Origin of the sequence: Paenibacillus flagellatus, from assembly GCF_003217775.1 — a bacterium.
In the GTDB taxonomy this organism is placed as follows: Bacteria; Bacillota; Bacilli; order Paenibacillales; family NBRC-103111; genus Paenibacillus_AB; species Paenibacillus_AB flagellatus.
The window spans coordinates 92,881-111,105 of the sequence record NZ_QJVJ01000007.1; the positions used below are offsets into that span (position 1 = coordinate 92,881).

The window sequence follows — 18,225 nt, forward strand, 5'->3', positions numbered from 1 at the left end:
CGATTCCAAACGAATTGCCGGTACGATAGGCTGATTACAGCCGGGGCGAACGCTCCTGCGAATCGTGCAATATACGGGAGGTTTTCCAAGTGATCAAGGGGCAGATCAGGAGAAAGACGGCCGCCGTGCTGCTGGCGGCGGCGATGGCGCTGACCGCGGCCGCGTGCTCGTCCGGGTCCGAAGGCGGCGCTTCGGGGGACGGCGGCACGGGGACGAAGACGGATCCGAACAAGCCGAAGGACCCGGTTACGCTCGTCATCAAGCACACGACGTATGAAACGTTCGATCAAGATTTGGCGCCGGCGATCAAGAAGTATCAAGAGAAAAACCCGCACGTCACCGTCAAGGTGGAAATGGTCAAGCCGAAGCAGGGGGAGAACATCATTACGGCCAACACGGCGCTGTTCGCCTCCGGCGAGCAGGTCGACATTTTGCGCGTCAGCCCGAACGTCGGCGCCGGCGAATACGCCGCCCGCGGCTGGGTCGTGCCGCTCGACGAGTACGTCAAGAAATCGGGCGTCGACATCACCAGATATTACCCCGCCCTGCAAAACCGCGGCGTCTACGCCGGCAAGCGGTATGCGCTCCCGTGGATCCATTCGCAGTTCATGATTTTCTACAACAAGGATTTGTTCCAGAAGTACGGCATTCCGGAGCCGAAGCTGAATTGGACGTACGAGGACATGCGCAGCGCCGGCCGCAAGCTGGTCGAGAACAACGTGCACGCGTTCGAAAGCTCGCTGCCGAACATGCTGCACATCGTCGGCGGGGCGTGGGGCGGCTCGACGTTCAATCCGGCCGGCAGCCAGATGACGCTGGACAGCCAAGGGGCGCTGAAGGGGTACGAGTTTTTCCGCGACATGATCGTGAAAGACGGGCTCATCCCGGGCAAGGTGACGCAGGCGAAAGGAATGCCGGGCGGGCCGAACATGACGAAGGGAACGGCGGGCATGTCGTTCACATGGCTCAAGATGAAGCAGTTCGACGAAGCCGGCTTGAACTACGGCGTCGTGCCGTCGCCGGTCGGTCCGGGCAAGCAGCAGGGGTACGGCGCCCTCGACGGGATCGCGCTCTCCTCCACGAGCAAAAACAAGGAGGAGGCGTGGAACCTGATCAAATTTCTCGCCTACGACAACGAAGGGCAGCTGGAGCAAATCAAGCAGAAGATTACGATACCGGCGTTCCCGAACGAAAAAGAGCAGATCGCGGCATGGGAGCGGACGATCGGCAAAAAAGACGTGACCGACGCGATTCTGTACCAGGTCGAGAAGACGAACGAAGAGGGCGTCGGCATGATGAACAACATGCCGGGCACCGAGGTCGCGTACGAAGGGTTCATTACGTGGCTCGGGCAAAACTTGTTCGCCGACAATTTCGACCTCTACGCGCAAGTGCCGGCGAAGGTGAAGGAATTTAACGCGCAGTGGACGGAGCTGCAAAAAGAAGCGGAGAAGCAAATGAAAAAGTAACGATCCCGAAGTCCGGCCCCTTAAAGGCCGGACTTCGCCGCGTCCGGATATCCGGGGCCAGAACGGCCCTTCCCCCGAAACGGTGCGGCCGGAACCGAGGGGACTGCCCGTTCGTACATGCGGCATATGCCCGAATGTACGATTTTTTCGGTAGGAAGAAAGGGTAGAATGGGATCGGCGCCGGATCAGGGGCAATCGGTCGCGGAACGGATCGATTCCGATCCCCGGTATCGGCTTGCGCTCCGGTCGGGCGCACCTGTACAAATGGCGGCGGGATTCGGTTATGATAAGAAGGATAAGGAGGAGGGGACCGGCCATGAAATCGAATTCGAAAAACGGGCCGAACGAACGGTTCCGGGACGTTCCGGCCGCAGTCGACGTCCTGAGCAGCACCAGAACTCCCATCCTGATTTGGGTTGCCCTCGTCTATCTCGCCGCCCTCATCCTGCAATACGCCTCCGCCTCGGCCCTCCTTCCGAGCCTGTTGTTTACGGGAATGGTCGTGATCCATGTAGGGCTTTACTGGTTCGCCCATCTGATCGTAGCGACCCGACCGTGGCTTTATTTTATGCTGCAAGGACTGATCGTTTACTTTAGCGCTTACTTGCTGCCGGGAGGAAGTCCGGCAATTTTGCTCGGGCTGCTGCCGGTATTGGCGGGGCAGGGCATAGGGATTTATTACAAGCGTGCGAAAGCGATCGTTCTGACGGTTTTCTTATATGCGCTTTCCTGCTTGGCGCTGATCGTTCTCGGCAGATCCGTCGAGCTGGCTTTTTTGCTGCCTTTGTTTACGTTGATGCTGGTCGTGGTCGGCTCGTACGCCCGTCTCTTTTTTCACCAGGTCGAGGCTCGCGTCCGAACGCAAGCCTTTTTGCAGGAGCTGGAAGTCGCGCACCGCCAAGTCGAGGAGCTGACGCTGACCACCGAGCGGCAGCGCATGGCGCGCGATCTGCACGATACGCTGGCCCAGGGGCTTTCCGGACTCATCATGCAGCTGGAAGCGATCAACGCCCATTTGGACCGCGGCAATTCGAACAGGGCCCGGGAGATCGTGCATCAGTCCATGCAGCGGGCAAGGGAAGCGCTGAGCGATGCGCGGCGGGCGATCGACAACTTGCGGGACAAGTCCGCTTCCGCGATCGACTTCTCGGATGCGATCCGGGAGGAGGTGCGGCGGTTCGTCCATGCGACCGGCATTTCCATCGATTCGGACATCGATCCGACCTACTCGATATCGCTTACGGTCATGGAACATAGCCGCCATATGATCACGGAATGTCTGACGAATATTGCCCGGCACGCGGAGGCCGATCATGTCCGGGTTTCCGTCAAAGTCGACAAGGACGCGCTGCGCGTCGGAATCGAGGACAACGGCAAAGGCTTCGCTACGGAGCTGATCGGCAAGCAGCCGGGCCACTACGGCCTGCTCGGCCTGTACGAGCGCGCCCGGTTGATCGGCGGCAAGCTCGAGATCGTCAGCCGTCCTCGGCAAGGAACGAGCGCCACGTTCACTATCCCGCTGCGAGGAGAACCGATATGACGTACAAGGTGTTGGTCGCGGACGACCATATGGTCGTCCGGGAAGGGTTGAAGCTGATTCTGGAAACGGATGAGCGCTTTCAGATCGTCGGCGAGGCGGGAGACGGGGAGACCGCGGTCGAGCTGGTCGAAGAGCTGCAGCCCGACGTCGTGCTGATGGACATCAACATGCCCCGCATGAACGGGCTGGAAGCGATTCGGCGGTTGCGGGAGAAAGGAAGCGCCGTCCCGGTCATTATATTGACCACCTACAACGAAGACGAATTCATGCTCGAAGGCTTGTCCATGGGGGCGAAAGGCTTTTTGTTGAAGGACAGCAGCCGCGAGGACCTGCTGCGCACGCTCCAAGCGGCCGTACGGGGCGAGGTTCTGCTCCAGCCGGACGTATCGGCGCGGGTTTTCGCCGCCAAAGGACAGCCGCCGGCTCCGGCTTCGCGTTCCGAAAAAACCGTCTTGTCGGAAAAAGAGATGATCGTCCTGCAAGCGATCGCACGGGGCAGCCGCAGCAAAGAAATCGCCTTCGACATGGGCATATCCGAGCGGACGGTGAAGGCGTATTTGACGGCCATCTACAACAAGCTCGGCGTCGATTCCCGCTCGGAGGCCGTGGCGGTTTCGATCGAGCGCGGCATCCTGCACCTTTAGCCCGAAAAATTTGCCCGATCGTACATGGGGGGAATACCCTTATGTACGATTTTTTTATTTCGTTTCCCCTTTATGCTAAGTCGTGCAGTCAGAAAGAAGCCGCGAGGGGAGTGCAGGGATGAACCGAATCATTGCGTTTTCGATGAAAAACGTATCGGCGCTTTTCATTATCGTGATCATGCTGTTTTTAGGCGGCTTCTATTCCACGACCCAACTGAAGATCGAGAACATGCCCGACGTTTCGTTTCCCGTCGTGGCCGTCGTTACGACGTATACGGGGGCCCCTCAGGATGTGCTCGATCAAGTGACGGAGCCGTTGGAGGAGAAGCTGGCGAACCTCGAGGATCTGGACTCGATGACGTCGACGTCGAGCGACAACGTTTCTTCGATCGTCCTTATGTTCAAGCAAAATGCGGATACGGATCAGAAGAAGCTTGACGTCCAAGATTTGCTCGCCGAGGTCGACCTTCCCGAATCCGCGGGAACGCCCAAAGTATCGACCTTCGGGGCCGCGTCCACCCCCGCCAATTACTTGGTGGCGTATGCCGCCGACGGGACGAGCCAGGCCGAACTGGACAAACATTTCGAAGAGACGATCAAGCCGGGGCTGGAGGGGATGAAAGGGATCGATCATATGGACGTCATCGGGGCCCGCGGCACCTCGCTCGATATCAAGCTCGACGCGAGCGCACTGGAGCTTTACGGGCTCGGCCCTTCGCAGGTCGGCGACGCCGTCCGGGCCGCGGCGACCCGAAGTCCGATCGGAAGCGTTAAGGTGAACGGGAACGAGAAGATGGCTCGCGTCACCGGAGCGATGAACAGCCTATATGAGCTGGAGCAGATCGAAATCCCGACACCCAAGGGGGATGTCGTAACCCTTTCCCGGCTGGGAGAGGTGAAGGCGATCACGGAATCCGACTTTATCGGAAGACTCGACGGCAAGCCGGCGATCGGGGTGATTCTGTATAAGACGGGGAGCGCCAATGCGGTCGAATTCTCGAAAGAGCTCGAGCGGAAGCTGCACGAGTGGGAATCGACGCTGCCGAACATCGTCTTCCAAAGCACGTACGACAGCGCCGACGACATCAAGCATTCGATCGAAGGTCTTGTTCGCGAAGGCGTTATGGGGGCGCTGCTCGCCTCGGTTATGATCCTGCTTTTTTTGCGCAATGTGAGAATGACGCTCATCGTTCTCGTCTCGCTTCCGCTGTCCATTCTGATCACGCTGCTGCTTATGCTTCAGCTCGGCCTGACGCTCAATACGATGACGCTCGGCGGCATCTTCATGGCGATCGGCAGGGTCGTGGACGATTCCATCGTCGTGATCGAAAACATTTACGCCTCGCTGGAAAAAGCGCACCGGCGCAACGAATCCGTTATCGCCCTGGCCACCAATCAAGTCGCCTCCGCCATCACGTCGTCGACGCTGGCGACGGCCGGCGTATTCGTGCCGCTCGGATTCGTAACCGGGTTCGTCGGCGAATTCATCAAGCCGTTCGCTCTGACGATTTCGATCGCGCTTCTGGCTTCCCTGCTGGTCGCGCTGACGGTCATTCCGATGCTGGCCAAAGTCATGGTGCTGCGGTCCGCTTCCGGAAAAGCGCACCATTCGGACGACAAACCGGGGACATTAAGCGGGTTTTACGAAAAGGCTCTGCGGTGGAGCTTGAATAACCGGATGAAAACGCTTCTCGTATCCGGACTGCTGCTGGCCGTCACCATTGCCGTGACGGTTCCGTCGCTGTCCGTGTCGCTGCTGCCGAATCCCAAAAGCTCCAAGAGCATGTATTTCCAAATCAAGCTGCCGTACGACACTTCGTTCGAAGTGACGAACGCCATAACGAAACAGCTCGAAACGATTTTGGCGGATAGCGGCGATTCGAAAGGGGAACCGGTTTTCAAGTTCGTCGAAGCGCTGGTGGGCTACGCCGGAAACGATGACGAGCGCGTCCCCTATGCCTCGCAAATTTTCGTGGAGGTTAACGATCGTGTCGACCCGGCACAGGCGAAGGAGCAGTTGAACGCGTTCCTGCTGTCCGAGCTCCCGGCGGGCTCGGAGGTGGACGCCCGGACGCTCGAAGCGGATTCGGGAGCCATGACCGAAGATTTCGCCTATGCGCTCAAAGGAGAGGACCAGGCTCAATTGCAGGCCGCCGCCGCTGTCGTCAAGGAGAAGCTGCTTGCATTCCCCGAGTTGACGGAGGTCGAGGATAACTTGAGCGACGCCAAGAAGGAGGTTCAGATCACCGTCGATCCGGCGAAGGCGAGAGCCTACGGGCTGAACCCGGCCGCCGTTCGGGATATGGCCGCGGTCCGCATTCAAAAGCGGGAGCTGGGCGATCTGAAAATCGACAACGAGACGTATGCGACTACGGTGTCGATTGCCGAAACGGATCAAGACTCGCTGGAGAAGCTCGGCAATATGCCGTTGCAGGGCGCTTCGGGCACGACGGTGCTGCTGAAGGAGGTGGCCAAAATCGCGGAAATCGAAGGCGCCGCTTCGTTGACCCGCGAGGACCGGCAGCAGCTGGTCAAGGTGACGGCCAAAATCAAGGGAGACGACAAAAGCGGAATCAGCGCCAAGATCGCCGCCGAGCTGAACAAGCTCGAGCTGCCGGAGGGAGTCGTCCCGCAAGCCGGCGGGATTACGGAGGACATCAATGAAAGCTTCTCCCAGTTATTCGTAGCGATGGGTGTGGCGGTATTTCTCGTCTATCTGATCATGGTCGTTTCCTTCGGCAACGCGAGCGCGCCGTTCGCCATTTTGTTCTCGCTGCCGCTGGCCGTTATCGGCGGCTTGCTGGGGCTGTTCTTGACCGGAGAAGCGTTGACGGCGACGGCGATGATCGGATTTCTGATGCTGATCGGCATCGTCGTGACCAACGCGATCGTCCTGGTGGACCGGACGCAGCAGCTGCGGGCGGAAGGATACGCCGTACGCGAAGCTCTGATCGAGGCGGGCAAAGTGCGGCTGCGCCCGATCGTCATGACCGCGGGAGCCACCATCGTGGCGCTGCTGCCGCTCGCGTTGGGCATGGCCGGCGAAGGCGTGCTGATCGGCAAAGGGCTGGGGATAGTCGTCATCGGCGGCTTGCTCACTTCCACCGTGCTGACGCTGGTGGTCGTCCCGATCGTGTACGAGATGATCGAAACCGTCAAGCTGAAGATGGGCAAACGTTTCGGACACGCATCCCATGCGGAACCCGCACGTGCGGCGGAACGATGAGAATGGACATTTCGGGGAGGAGCCAGAAGATGAGGCAAGGAAGCTCGGGAACACGACAACGATCCGTGAGACGGATGCTGCTTGCGGTTACGGGAATCGCCGCACTCGCCGCGCTGGCCGGCTGCTCGCTGGGCGGCGCCGGCACGGCCGCCGTCCAGTTGGCGCCAAGGGCCGTTCAAACGGAGCCGGTGCAGAAGGTGAGAATCGGGGATCCGATCGAACAAGTCGCGGAAGTGATGGCCGGCACGAAATTGGATATCGTCCCCAAAGCCGGCGGCGAAGTGAAGCAGGTTTTCAAAAAGCGCGGAGAAGCGGTCGAGAAGGACGAGGTTCTACTCACGCTGGACAGCGCCGCAGCGGAATCGGCCTTGCGCAAGAGCGAGCTGGCGGTGCGGAACGCCGAAGAAGCGCTGCGGCAGGCGAAAGACAATCGGGAGAGCACGCGCCGGGAGCTGGAGGATGGCGTAAAACGGGCCGAAGTCGCATATACGAACGCCCAGGAGGCGTACAACAAGATGCGCAACGACTATGATGCGGGACTCGTGCAGCAGCGGCAGGTGGACCAGTCGAAGCAAGCGGCGGACGATGCGCTCCTTAGCTTGGAGGCGGCGAAGCGCAAACGGAACGATTTCGAGAAATCGGATCCGGTCTCTTCGGCGGAGACGCAAGCCGAGTCGGCCAGACTGTCTTTGGACGACGCCGTTCGCGCGATGCAGGATTTCAGCGTAAAGGCGCCGGGTAGAGGCATATTGACCGATTTCGAAATCGTGCCGGGGCAGTCCGTGTCGGCGGCAGCCGGCGCAATCGGTCAAGTCCAGCAGGTCGACCCGGTCAAAATCAAAACGGAGCTCAGCGAGAGCCGCTACAGGCTGGTCAAAGGCAAGCAAGAGCTCGTGTTCTACGATCCGGATACGCCGACGCGGAAAGGGACGGCCAAGATCGGCTATTTGGCACCGATCATGAGCCCCTCCACCAAAACGTTTACCTTGGAGCTGGAGCTTCCAAACCCCGACTTGCGGCTGCAGCCCGGCAAACGATTCATGATCCAGCTCACGACGGAGCAAGAGGAGGAAGTGTTGGCCGTGCCGATCGTAAGCGTGATCCGCGAAGAGTCCGAAACGTTCCTGTTCGTTCGGGAGGGAGATCAGTACCGGAAGCGGAACGTGCGGCTCGGCCGGATAAGCGGCGAGTACCAGGAGGTGCTCGAGGGCTTGAAGGAAGGCGAACTCGCGGTTGTCGCCGGGCAGTATGGGCTTCAGGACGGCCAGAAGGCCGAGAACGTCCCCGCACCGGCCGCGGCGCCGGCAGCACCGTAATCGATACGGCATCATCATGGAAACGGAGGACGACCTCAATGATAAAGATCGGTTTGAAAGCGGGGCTGACGGCCGTGCTGCTGGGCGCGTTGCTCGTCCCGGGCGCAGCGTCCGCACTTTCCGCGGCGGACCCGACGTCCGTCGCGGCCGCGCTCGCCCCGGCTTCGAATGACGGCTTGACGGAGCACATTCGGGCCGCCGTCAAAAATGCGTCCGCAACGCCGACGGAGAAGGGATACCGCCTGTCCGTAACGGTACGTCTGTACAACGGCGGCGATGAGCAAGCCCGCGTCCCCGAACACGAGCTTCGCGTCCGAACCCGGACCGGCGTAACCTATACGCTTGCGCCGAGCGCGGGAAACAAAACCGCCTTGCAGCCGAAAGAGATCGCGGAGCAGGTGTGTTCGGCATTGGTGGACAGCAAGGAAGTACCCGAATGGGATCATCTTTCGTTTATCCATGTCAATCCGTACGTCTACCCGAAAATCGAAACGGAACGGTTAACGATGCCGGTCGGCGCGGTATGGTACGGCGCCGGCCGGTCGGCGCCCGTCAAGCCCGCTCGGCTCGCATGGGGTACTCCATTTCGCTTGCCCGGCGTTCATTCCGAAATCGTCTACACGCCGGTCGAAGCATCGATACAGCAAACCGCCGAAGGCCGGGGGGCGGTCGTTACGCTGCTGGCCGAAAATACGGGTGCCGGACGCGAAACGGTCCCGTCCTTCCGGATCGATGCGGTGGCTGCGGATGCCGGCACGCACGAAGGCGTACGCGCGGAGAAGGACGCCGTCGCGCTGGAGGCGGGAGAGAAGGCGTATCTTCATTTCGTCGTTCCGCTTGATCCAACCGAAACCCCGACCGATCTGCTGGCCGTATCCACGGACACGTTCGTCGGGGCCGGCGGCGAAGAGGTTGTCGTCTCCACGGGGAAATGGCTGCTGTCCTGGCCGCCCGGCGGACAAGCGGCCGCCCGCTCGCCGAGCTACGAGCCCGGCCAGCCGATCGTGTTCGATGCGCTGACGAAAGCGATCGACGAGCAAACGGAAGTGTCGCTCGCGGAATTTCATATCCACGACAACCCGGGGGAGGGCTACCGAACGGCTGTCGCCAAATTCCGGCTCGTCCATCATGGCGACCTTCCGGTAGCCGCGCCCGTATTCGGGTCGGAACTGACGAACGACCGTGGCGTTTCGTATCGCGGATCGCGCCAATCGAATGCGATCGCGACGATGAATCCGGGGCTCGGTTATGTGATCAGCTATTCGTATATGCTTCCCCGATCGGACGAATCGGGCGAATTTACGATGAAACTGGTCGAAGGCTTGACCGCAGTGCCCTATACGACCACGGTCGCCGCCGTCCCGGTTCGGGCGCAGGGAGAGGAAGATAACGGTCGAGCGGTTTCGGTGTACCCGTTCGAGCTGAAGCTGAACAGCGTCCAGGTCGGATTTTTGTACAACGCCGGAACGTATAAATACAAGTTCAATCTCGATCTCGAGATCGAGCAGTTGGACAACATAGTCGTGGACGGCGGCTTCTCCCGGATCCGCTTCGAGGTCGTAGACAACGTCGGTCGGATCGTCGGCTCTCAGGATGCCGTGCTGGCCGGGGATAAGAAGCTGATCAGCGGCAAGCAGGTGCTCGAAGCGAGCGAGCTGACTTCCGACCAGCTCCATACGCCCTTTACCATTAACGTATATGAAGTATTCGACACGGAGAGCGGAACCGCAAAGCGATTGCTGAAGCGGGTCAAGTAAGTTCGCCAAGGAGCCTTATAGTGAAAACGCGATCCCCAAAAGATCAAGCCGCCATGCACGCGCATAGCGGCTTGTTTCTTCTCCCGGCCCGACTCTTACTGCTCATACGAATTCGGTATGGTGGCGGACTCCGTACGTTCCAATTTGTGATAAGATAAGGAACAGCAGGGCGAAAAGAACCCGCAGCTTCGGATTCAACGGAATTGACACGGACTTCAATGACCCGTCGGAAATATCGGCCGTTAACAGAACATCGGCTACCGCTACTTTCGATCATAACGCAATTGCCATCCAGTTGAAGAGCTTGCAGTCTTATGCCGACACGCTGATGACATTCACATTTGAAAACGATAAAGTCGTGTTGAAAACGACGAATTTGTATTTCAATTCCACAAACGTGATGGAAGGCAAGCGGGCCCACTAGAGTAACGGCTCCCGGAACGCGGAAAACGCCCTCCCGACTTCCCATTGGGAAGCGAGAGGGCGTTTTCCGCGTTCTCGTTAACGATCGAGCTCCAGATGGGCGGCCAAACGCTGCAGCAGGATGACCGCTTCCGCCCGGGTCGTCGTCGCCAGCGGGTTGAAGCGGTTGTCCGCCTGCCCCTGGATCAGCTTCGCCGCGCGTGCGGCTTCGACTTCCCCGCGGGCCCAGGAGGCGATGTCGGCGTCGTCCGCGAACGGGGGATGTGCCGCCGCTTCGCCGGCACTAAGCCCTGCGGCTCTCGCGATCAGGACGGCCGTCTCGGCGCGAAGGATGCCGGCGTCCGGACGGAACGTCCGATCCGGGTAGCCGTTCATAACGCCGGCCCGCACCGCTCGCGCGATCGCCTCCGCCGCCCAGCCGGGAATGTCCGCCCGATCGTCGAACGGCAATTCCCCGCCGGCCGGCCAGGACGTGATCCGGTCGAGCAGCAGCGCGAATTCCGCTCGGGATACCGGCCGCTCCGGCTGGAACGTGCCGTCGGCATACCCTTCGACCCAGCCTTTCGCCACGGCTTCCCGAATCTCGCGCTCCGCCCAATGCCCGGTCAGATCGGACAATGTCGGCATCGGGTCCGGTTTGGGGTCCGGTTTCGGCCCGTCCTCCGCGGCTGCGGACATGACGGCGAACAAGGTAAAGTGATCGGTCTCCCCCGTGATAAGGTCGCCTTCCCGCTTGCCGGGGAGTTCCACCCACCGCTTTGCCGTTTCGTCGTAGTAGAACAAGGCAGGCCGCTGATCGTCGCTTAACGTCTTGCCCGACCATTCCACCCCAAGCTTCACCGGCAGCTTAAACGTGCCCGCCACATCTTTGGTCAGCTCGAACGCTCCGCTTAGCAGCGATTGACCGGGGCGGAGCAATCGCTGCGCTTCCGCGGCCGCCTTTTTCATGCGGATCGTCGTAGGTTGGGTAATGGCGCCGACCGGGATGTAGAGCGTCATTCCCTCGAACGTGAGCGTATAGGCTTTGCCAGGGACGAGTGAGAAGCTTTGGCCCTCGGACGGACCGGCAGGCGGCGGCGTATCGGATGCAGAGTCCGAGTCCGGTTCCGGCGGCGTATAAAGATTCGAAATGTCGATCGTCTCTACACGGACGTTGCCGGCCGTATCCGCGGCGTAGAACGTATAAGGGCCGTTTCGCGCGACCCGCACGCTTCCCGATCCCGGCACGGCCTGCCCGAACGAGGGATCGGCGAAGTCGTCGGCCCCAAGCCGCCCCGCCGCCCATCGCAGCGCCGTCAGGACGTTGCCGATGTCCCCGCCATAGACGGATGCCGTCACGGTGATGTCCACGCCGGATTGCCCGGTCCCTTTCGGATAATAATCCAAGACGAGCGCCGGGGGCTCTTTCACGATATGGCCGATCGTCAGCGTCTCGACCTTCGTATTGCCGGCCAAATCGGCGGCATAGACGGTGTACGTGCCGTTCTCGCCGACGTGGAAGCTTCCCGTCTCCGGCACGGCGGTTCCGAACGCCGGGTCCGCAAAGTCGCCGGCCGTCCTAAGCCCCGGCGCCCACCTCAAAGCCGCGAGCGCATTCCCGGCTCCCTCCTCGTAAACCGAGGCGGTCACCGAGACCTCGACGCCGGAGTTGATCGGCCCCCGCGGGGTGTAGTCCAGTGCCAGGGTCGGGTTCCGCGAGACGATATTGGCAATCGCGATCGTCTCCACCGCGGCATTGCCCGCCTCGTCTTCCGCATAGACGGAATAGATGCCGTTCTCGGCCGCTTGGAACGCTCCGCCGGTCAAGACCGTGCCCGCGCTTGCAAAATAGGAGGCCGCATGCGTGCCAACCGCCCATTTCAGCGAGACGACGCCGCCGCCGGTGCCGTCCGCCGTCGCCGAGATCGTGACCGGCGCATTCGTCGGAGCGGTTGCGGAACGGGTCAAAGCGATCGTCGGAACAAGGCCGTCAATGCGGATGCCGCTCAAATCGGGAAGCGTGCCGGGCAGCTCGAGCGAAGCGGCGCCGCCGATTGCGGTGACGGCCGCCGGGGCAGTCGCGGTTAAGGCGCCTCCAAGCGAAATGCCGTCCGAATCGATATCGCCGGCCTGCACCGTATAGCGGAAATTCAGCTTCGCCGGCTGCCCGGCCGGCTGTCCGCCATAGACGGCGGCAGCGTCGGCGGCGCCCGCCCCCGCTCCGAGACGAAGCGGAAGCGAAGGCGATCCGGCTACATCGACGGGATGACTGTACGTCACGGTAAAGTCCAGCTCCCGGCCGATCCCGTAAATCCCGTTCGCCGGCACTTGGACAGATTGCGGCTGCGGGGTAGGAACGACGATCGTCAGCCGGTAAACCCCCTGCCATATCCCGTTCGGAGCCGTAACCCGGATCTCGACCGGGGTTTGGCCCAGACCGAGCGGGATCGTGCCGCCGGCGGCCCCGTTCAAGGTCGCGGTCGCGCCTCCGGCTGCCGGAACGGCCGTCACGGTCGCCGTCGCAACCGGCGTGCTCAGCGTTGCGGCATAGACGCCTTGCGCCGCGTCGTAGCTCCGATCCGTCGTGACCGCCGCGCCCGGAGCGGTAACCGTCAAGCCGGCTAGCAGGACGCCGCCGAGGCTGGAGTACGGGATCGGATACGTCGTGCCCTCGATGATGCCCCATCGCTGCCCGCTGCCGAACGACCAGCCGGCGGCGGTATAGGTTGCCTTCGACATCATTTCGCTTGTGGTTTTGCCGGTCCCCCCGGCGGACGTGGAGCGGCCGCTGCTCTCGGTGTCCCAGAACGAATTCGAGACATTCGAAGACGCATTCTCTCCGATCAGTCCGCCGGTCATCGCGCTTCCGGATACATAAGCCGCGGAGTAGGACTCGCTCACGGAGGAAGACGGCGAATCCAGATGGCCGATCAAGCCGCCCACCATGCTGCCGCCATATACCGCACCCTGTACCGATACCGCGCTGACGGCGGTGTCGTTCGCATAGCCGATCAACCCGCCTGCTTGATCGCGTCCGGCAATGCGGGCGTTCAGCAGGGCGACGTTGCTCACCGTCGCGCCGTTCGTCGCACCGAATAAGCCGACTCCATCGTCACCCGGACGATCGAGGGTCAAATTCGCGATCGTGTGACCGTTGCCGTCAAACGTCCCCCGGAAGGGCGACAAGCCGCTGCCGATCGGCGTCCACCCCGCTCCCGCGCTGAAGGCGGACAGATCGATGTCGGCTTCCAGCCTATACGAATCGCTCAAGTTATAGCCTTCGGAGGGCTGACCGATTCGGGAAAGCTGATCCGCCGTCGCGATCCGGTGAGGGTACTGGGCCGTACCGGCACCGCGATACACGGTCAACCTGTAAACGGCGCTTAGCCCGCCGGGTTCCGATACGCGGATTTGTATATCGTTTTTACCCGTGTTCAATGCGATCGTTTCGGAAGCGGCTCCGCCGTTCACCGTAACGGTCGAGGTCCCGCTTAAAGCGGTGCCTGCAACCGTGATCCGGTCCGTTTTGTTCACGACCTGAACGGAATAGTCCCCATAGTCGCCGGAAAAGGCGCGATCCAGGCTCAGTGCCGTATCGTCGTTCGCGTCCTTGACCGTGAGCGACGCCAGCGCCACCTTGGTGTAATCGCCGCGAAGGAGCGGGTAGGTGCTTCCTTCGATCAGACCCCAGACGGTATCGAAGTTCCAGCCCGCATAGGTCGCCTTGCGCTTCATCTCCGCCGTCGTCCTGCCGATCCCGCCGCCGGATGCGCTTGTCCCGCTCGTTTCCGTGTTCCAGTAGGAGGAGCCGACCGGGGTCATCCCCGCTTGCCTGCCGACCAAACCGCCCGAAAAGCTGCCGGATGCAACCGCGGCCGTCGAATACGTGCGGGAAATCGTACCGGTGTTATAGCCCACCAATCCTCCGATGCTTTCCTGGGGCGTAATCGAACCGCTCGGACCGAGGTGGATCTGGCCCTCCGCATGGCTGTCCGTAATGGTCGAGACACTGTTGTAGCCCACCAATACCCCGGCATGATCGTTAACGGTTACCGCTCCCTGCGCGAAGGAATTCGTGAGCGTGGAGGTTGTCAATTCACCGGCTATGCCTCCGACATAGCTGTGCCCGTTAACCGTCATATTGACGAGCTTCACATTCAGGAGCGTCGCGTTTCGGGTTGATCCGAATAAACCGACATTGTTGTCGTCGGGACGGTCAATCGTCATATTGCGGATGGAAAATCCGTTTCCATCGAACTTTCCCGTAAACGGACTCATGACGCCGCCGACCGGGACCCATCCCTTATGATCGCCGTTGTCGAAACCCGTCAGATCGATATCCTGAGTCAATCTATAGCTGCCGGCAAGATTCGTCCGCATGGCGTCGAGCTCCGCGGCGCTGCCGACCGGCGTCCAGACCTCGTCCGCGGACGCTAGGCCGGCGGGGGCGATCGGATTCGGAAGCAGCGAGACGAGCAGAAGCAGGATCAAGGCCAGCGGGACTAGCTTCTGGTTCATAGTGATTCTCCTTTTTATGCGAATACCAACAAGACTTTCTTATTCGCTTCCAGTAATTGCAATTCCTCTATAAGTTCGCGCATCCGCTGGAAAAAAACGACGACAGACCGATTGACGGACAAGGATGGTGTCGAATTCGCAGGACGGCGGTTCCGGTAAACAGATTCCAGCAAATCGCAACATCGTCTATTCGCGGGCGGATCGTCGTTTGCCATAATGGGGGCGTCAGGAAGGAGAAGGACGGAAACGGACCTCCTGAACATCGGGGAAAGCGGGTGTCGCTATTGATGAACGTTACAAGGAAGCCGTATGGCGTGGAGGTGACGGAGCCGCTCGGCTTCGGGCACGAGCCGCAAATCGCGACGATCGATTGGCCGGAGGGGGAGCCGGCCGCGGACCTGCTGAAGGACGAAGCAAGCGGCCGGACGTTCCCGGTGCAGCACGCCTCGGACCGGCCGGGCAAAGCGTACGTCCGGCTCGCGCTCGATCCGCGGGAGACGCTCCGCCTCAAGCCGTCGGCAGGCCCGGCCGAACCGGCCGCGGACGAGCGCGGCGAACGGGGGCCGCGCAACGCCATCGCGCCGGAGGGCGGCTCGGTTTATATCGCCAACGGCGCCATCGAGCTCGAGCTGCCGTACGGAGCCGGACGAATCGACCCGGCGGAGTGCCGGAAGGCCGACGGCGTTCCGGGCCCGGTACGCCGAATGCGGTCCGCGGGCGGCGTCTGGCGGGGGCGCAGCTTCATCGATGGGGGAACGGGAGGAGCTGCCGCGTCCTGGGAAGGGCGCATCCGGGACGGGGGAGCGCTGCGTACCGTGTACGAGTACCGCGTCGCGTTCGGACACGGCGGACGGTACGAAGCGGTGCTGACGATCGATGCGGGGGAGCGGTTCGTCCGGATCGAGGAAACGTTCGAGACGGCGCCCGGCGCCCAGGTCGTCTGGGACTTCGCGGGGGACGATTTGCCGGAGACGGCGTACTTGCTCGACCCGACGCCGGGATGCCGGACGAGCCGGCTCCATTACCGGTTCGACCAGCGCCTCGCGCGGCTTGCCGGATGGACGCAATATTCGCAGCTGCTCGATTTGTCGGACGGCTTCGCGTTCCGGTTCGCGCAAGGGGACGATGCGGTCGGCTTCGTCGCGCTCGACGGCGGCGATTGGCGGGGCAACCGGCACAACCACGCCGAGCTGTGGATGCGCAGATGGGAGCGCGACGATCCGCGCACGCGCGCGTCCATGCCGTGGGACGCGAAGGCCGACTGGACCGGCCATCCCGAGCGCATTCCGGCGAGGGGCGAGAGCGTCGGCGTCCCCCATCTGAACGTCGAGGCGTGGATCGTGCGCGGCCATCGCCGGTTCGCGCTCGTCGTCGCCGACGCCGGCTTCGTCCTCGACGGCGGGCTGCGCCGGCTGCAGACGCGCCGGGGCGTCGCCACGCTCGACGCGATGCTGCGCATGCATCTGGCCCACCCGGCGGGCGAGCGGCCGGTCCGGTCCGCCTTCCGGTACCCGAACGCGGTGCTCGAACGCCATTTCGCCGGCAAGGCGGCTCCGGACGACGCCGCCCGGAAGGCGTGGATGATCGGCTACTTGCGCGACATGACGGACGGGTTTTGGAACGGGGCGGGAAGCTCGCACGTCAATTGCGTCGCGGGGCGGATGATCGCGCCCTGCCTGTACCTGTACGAATATATGGCGGAGAGCGGGCTGCTGACGGGGGCGGAGCGGGACGAGGTCCGGGCGAGGCTGCTGTTTCTCGCGTACTTGTACGCGTCGGACCATTACTACCCCGGAGCCGCGACGATGCTGCCCGTCGGCTCGGACGATACGACGGAGCCGACAATGGCGGGCATGGCCAACCAAAACTTTTATACCGACATCGTCACCGTGTTCGGCACGGCGGCCCAGACGTTCCCGGACCATCCGGAGGCGGGCGCGTGGCGGGACAAGTTCGCGGCGATGTGGAGCCGGCAGAAGGCGTTCCATACGTACCCGGACAGCGGCGTCTGGGAGGAGAGCCATACGTACTACCATCACGTGCTCCATACGGTGCTGCCGATTATGCTCCGGAGAAGGGACGACGGCACCGGGGACGAGTTCGGCGAGCCGTCGTTCCGGCGGTTGGTCGGCGCCTCGCTGCGGCAGCTCACCCCGCGCGTCGCCGAGTTCGGCGGCGGCCGCCGGCTGGTGCCGTTCGGGGACCATCACGCGACGGACCTGTACGTCCCGCTGTACGCGGACTACGCCGAGGCGTTCGCGCCGCACGATCCGGCGCTGGCCGGCAAGCTCGCATGGGCGTATCGCGAAATGAACGGCGACCGTCCGCTGCCGATCGGCGAAGTGCCGGTCGAGTGGGAGGACGAATACGTACAGGGTATCGGGTACATGTTCCGCAGCCGCGAGCCGGACGGCGGCGAGACGCTGCTCGCGCTCCGCAGCGGAAGCGCCTGGGGGCACCACCACAACGACGAGGCCTCGATCCAGCTGTACGCGAGGGGGCGCGCGCTGATCGTCGATTCGGCGTTCGGCCATGTACAGGATCGCGGCGACAGGAAGGTCGCCGACAAGGGGCACAGCCGATGGACGCTGCGGGACGCCGAGCCGATCAACTATTTGTTCCGGTTCAACCGGGGCTGGATAGGCGCCAGCGGGGCGGGAGGACGGTTCCCGTTCGCGACCGCCTTCGATCCCGCGTACCTGTTCACGACCGGCCATCAGCAGTCGCATCCGCTGCGCGAGCCGGTCCATCATTTCCGGACGGTCGTCCGGCTGTCGCCGGCGTCGTTCCTGCTCGTCGACTGCTGCGACACGGACGCGGAGCAGATCGTCCGGTTTCACGTCCCCGGCGTCCGGGATCGGGCGGACCGGCCGGACCGGCCGGAGGTCGAGGCGGCCGTCGGCGACGCGACGCTCTCGATCGTCCCGCTGCGCGCCGGGGCGTACCGGCTGGAGACGGCGGAGGACCGGGATCGGGCGACGGGAAGGCTCGCGACGACCGAGTACGCGTTCCACGTCGGCCGGGGCCGGCTGCACGCGTTCTGGATCACGGTGCGTCCGGCGGGCTCGGCCGCTCCGTACGCGACGGCGGATGGCGACGCCTACGCGCTGCGCGACGCGGCATCGGAGACGGAGGCGGCGTTCGACGTAGGAGGCGAAGGCGGCGCGACGGCGGTGCTGCTGGTAAGGGATTTGAAGACGGGAGAAACGGCGTCGGTGCCGCTGTCCGACCCGTCCGCCGGGCGTCCGTGACCGGCACGGAAGGCCACGGCCAGGCGATGGTAAACAGATTGAAGCTATTCAAAAAATCGTCTATTCGTCCGCAATCCGTCGTTTGCCATAATGAGGAGGAGG

The 18,225-nt window shown here is 62.4% G+C and carries 8 protein-coding genes; 7 read left to right on the forward strand and 1 reads right to left on the reverse strand.

The features are described from left to right. Nucleotides 1-89: 89 nt before the first annotated feature. The 6 genes from DLM86_RS16370 (at nt 90) to DLM86_RS16395 (ending at nt 9,952) form a co-directional block, all read left to right on the forward strand. Entirely contained in the window at nt 90-1,469 is a 1,380-nt protein-coding gene (locus DLM86_RS16370) for an ABC transporter substrate-binding protein (RefSeq protein ID WP_110841131.1), read from the forward strand. Between the two features lie 316 nt (nt 1,470-1,785). Next, nucleotides 1,786-3,009, forward strand: coding sequence for a sensor histidine kinase (locus tag DLM86_RS16375; protein WP_110841132.1), 1,224 nt, complete (start codon nt 1,786-1,788; stop codon nt 3,007-3,009). Further along, a complete protein-coding gene (locus tag DLM86_RS16380) occupies nt 3,006-3,653 on the forward strand; it encodes a response regulator (protein ID WP_110841133.1) in 648 nt (215 codons plus the stop codon). The genes DLM86_RS16375 and DLM86_RS16380 overlap by 4 nt, the downstream gene beginning before the upstream one ends. 118 nt (nt 3,654-3,771) lie before the next feature. Beyond that, a complete protein-coding gene (locus DLM86_RS16385; RefSeq protein ID WP_110841134.1) occupies nt 3,772-6,879 on the forward strand; it encodes an efflux RND transporter permease subunit in 3,108 nt (1,035 codons plus the stop codon). Between the two features lie 29 nt (nt 6,880-6,908). After that, nucleotides 6,909-8,195, forward strand: coding sequence for an efflux RND transporter periplasmic adaptor subunit (locus DLM86_RS16390; RefSeq protein ID WP_245954654.1), 1,287 nt, complete (start codon nt 6,909-6,911; stop codon nt 8,193-8,195). 38 nt (nt 8,196-8,233) lie between these two features. Next, nucleotides 8,234-9,952, forward strand: coding sequence for a hypothetical protein (locus DLM86_RS16395; RefSeq protein ID WP_110841136.1), 1,719 nt, complete (start codon nt 8,234-8,236; stop codon nt 9,950-9,952). A 501-nt stretch (nt 9,953-10,453) separates the two neighbouring features. On the opposite strand, the gene DLM86_RS16400 is transcribed toward DLM86_RS16395, so the two are convergent. Further along, nucleotides 10,454-14,872, reverse strand: a complete 4,419-nt coding sequence (locus tag DLM86_RS16400) for an S-layer homology domain-containing protein (protein WP_110841137.1) — start codon at nt 14,870-14,872, stop codon at nt 10,454-10,456. A 287-nt stretch (nt 14,873-15,159) separates the two neighbouring features. Here DLM86_RS16400 and DLM86_RS16405 point away from each other — a divergent pair, with 287 nt between their 5' ends. Continuing rightward, nucleotides 15,160-18,123 carry a heparinase II/III family protein gene (locus DLM86_RS16405; RefSeq protein WP_146250225.1) on the forward strand — a complete coding sequence of 988 codons (2,964 nt, stop codon included), beginning with the start codon at nt 15,160-15,162 and terminating at the stop codon, nt 18,121-18,123. Nucleotides 18,124-18,225: the final 102 nt, after the last annotated feature.

Coding starts and splice junctions, on each gene's coding strand:
- DLM86_RS16375 (WP_110841132.1), top strand. CDS start 1,786: ATGAAATCGAATTCGAAAAACGGGCCGAACGAACGGTTCCGGGACGTT.
- DLM86_RS16380 (WP_110841133.1), top strand. CDS start 3,006: ATGACGTACAAGGTGTTGGTCGCGGACGACCATATGGTCGTCCGGGAA.
- DLM86_RS16385 (WP_110841134.1), top strand. CDS start 3,772: ATGAACCGAATCATTGCGTTTTCGATGAAAAACGTATCGGCGCTTTTC.
- DLM86_RS16390 (WP_245954654.1), top strand. CDS start 6,909: ATGAGGCAAGGAAGCTCGGGAACACGACAACGATCCGTGAGACGGATG.
- DLM86_RS16395 (WP_110841136.1), top strand. CDS start 8,234: ATGATAAAGATCGGTTTGAAAGCGGGGCTGACGGCCGTGCTGCTGGGC.
- DLM86_RS16400 (WP_110841137.1), bottom strand. CDS start 14,872: ATGAACCAGAAGCTAGTCCCGCTGGCCTTGATCCTGCTTCTGCTCGTC.
- DLM86_RS16405 (WP_146250225.1), top strand. CDS start 15,160: ATGAACGTTACAAGGAAGCCGTATGGCGTGGAGGTGACGGAGCCGCTC.